3 protein-coding genes are annotated in these 1,606 nt (G+C 70.5%); 2 read left to right on the top strand and 1 reads right to left on the bottom strand.

Going from position 1 to position 1,606, the window contains the following annotated elements:
* Nucleotides 1-607 (top strand): DUF4389 domain-containing protein (locus VR44_RS20880; protein ID WP_045949077.1); only part of this gene is annotated, 607 nt, incomplete at its 5' end.
* Nucleotides 608-949: 342 nt separating this feature from the next.
* The gene (locus tag VR44_RS20875; RefSeq protein WP_094191796.1) at nucleotides 950-1,312 is read left to right on the top strand and encodes a subtilase-type protease inhibitor; all 363 of its coding nucleotides are present in this window, start codon (nucleotides 950-952) and stop codon (nucleotides 1,310-1,312) included.
* Between the two features lie 90 nt (nucleotides 1,313-1,402).
* Here VR44_RS20875 and VR44_RS20870 read toward each other — a convergent pair.
* The coding region (locus tag VR44_RS20870) for a hypothetical protein (protein WP_045949076.1) at nucleotides 1,403-1,606 on the bottom strand (204 nt) is incomplete at its 5' end.

Below are 1,606 nucleotides of genomic sequence, written 5' to 3'. Positions count from 1 at the left end.
CCTCCCGGCCGGCATCGCCGAGTTCCTCGGCGGCTATCTGGCCTACGAGACCCGGGTGACCGCCAGCGCCATGCTGCTGGTGGACCACTACCCGCCCTTCTCCTTCGACGCGCAGGGCCACCCCGTCCGCATCGAACTGCGCCCCGGCGAGCTCAACCGGCTGGCGGTGCTGTTCCGGCTCGTCCTGATGATCCCGGCGGCGCTCCTGACCGGCATCGTGCAGTACGGACTGGGTGCCGTCTGCTGGGTGTTCTGGCTGATCACGCTGGTCCTGGGCCGGATGCCCAGGCCCGTGTTCGACGCGGTGGCCGCCGTGGTCCGGTTCCGGATGCGCTTCCAGGCGTACATGATGATGCTCACCTCCGCCTACCCCAAGCGCCTCTTCGGTGACGGGCCGCCCGAGGGGCAGCCCCTTCCCCCGGCCCCGGCCGTCCCCTCGGCCACCCGGCCCCTGCTCCTCGGGACGCCGGCCAAGACGCTGGTGGTGCTCATGATCGTCCTCGGCGTCCTCGCCTGGGCCGCGAACGAGACGGTCCAGATCCGCCAGGAGAGCTGGAACGACGTCGACGCGGCCGCGACCGCAACCGCGCCATTCCGGACAAGCTGAATGACCTCCAGGTGTACCCGGGGTGCGCAACGCCAGGTCAGCGGCCCCGGGCGGGCGGGGCCACCGGTGATCACCGCCCGTTTCCACCCGGACACGGAACGAACGCACCCCGGCTGAGCTGCCCGAACACCCGAGCGCCATCCGATATTCGAACATGCTGTCCGTAAATAGGTCATGAACATGCGCACGGCCTTCACATCAGACAAACTCGGCCGCATCGAAGCGCGACAACGCAAGGAATTGCCGCGCTAAACCTTCGTATCGAAAGTGAGTCTTGTCGTGCGCTACCGCTTCGCTGCTGTCCCCGCCGCCGCCCTCCTGTGCCTGGCCGGCGCCACCGGCATGGCGGAGGCAAAGCCCACCAGCCTGTACGCCCCGTCGGCGATGGTCTTCTCCATCGCCCAGGGCGACGACGCCGCCGGCGCCACGGTCCTGCGCGCCGCCACCCTCAGCTGCATGCCGTCCGCCCAGGGCACCCACCCCGACCCCAAGGCCGCCTGTACCGCCCTGAACTCCACCGGCGGCAGCTTCGACCGGCTCCTCGCCGCCCCCGACGTGAACCGCGCCTGTCCGATGCACTACGCACCGGTGACCGTGACCGCGGACGGCGTCTGGCAGGGCAGCAGGGTCTCCTGGAAGCACACCTTCTCCAACAGCTGCGACATGTCCGCGACCCTCAACGGCGGCGCGGTCTTCGCCTTCTGACCCCGCTCCCGAGGGCGCGCCTGCGCCCCGGAGGGCCGTCCCGCCCGGTCTCCGAACGGATCCCGGGCGGGACGGCCCCGCGGGCTCACGTCAGTGCACGTCGCGGTAGTCCGCGAACAGGCTGACGATCGTCTCCCGGTACGGGACCAGCTCCGGCAGGGCCTGCTGGATGCCGGCCTCCACCTGCCGCCTCAGCTCGTCCCGGTCCACGACCGCCGGGTCCACGTACGGGTCCAGCCGCCGCACCAGCTCGTAGTTGCTGCCGACGTCGGCACTGCGCATGCTCTGCTCCAG

The sequence above is a fragment of the Streptomyces katrae genome (genome assembly GCF_000966975.1).
Lineage (GTDB): Bacteria > Actinomycetota > Actinomycetes > Streptomycetales > Streptomycetaceae > Streptomyces > Streptomyces katrae.
Note: the sequence above shows the minus strand (reverse complement) of the source record. Positions and strands in the feature narration are given on the sequence as shown.

Excerpts from the sequence above, each read along its gene's own strand:
- VR44_RS20875 (WP_094191796.1), top strand. The coding sequence starts at position 950 with ATGGCGGAGGCAAAGCCCACCAGCCTGTACGCCCCGTCGGCGATGGTC.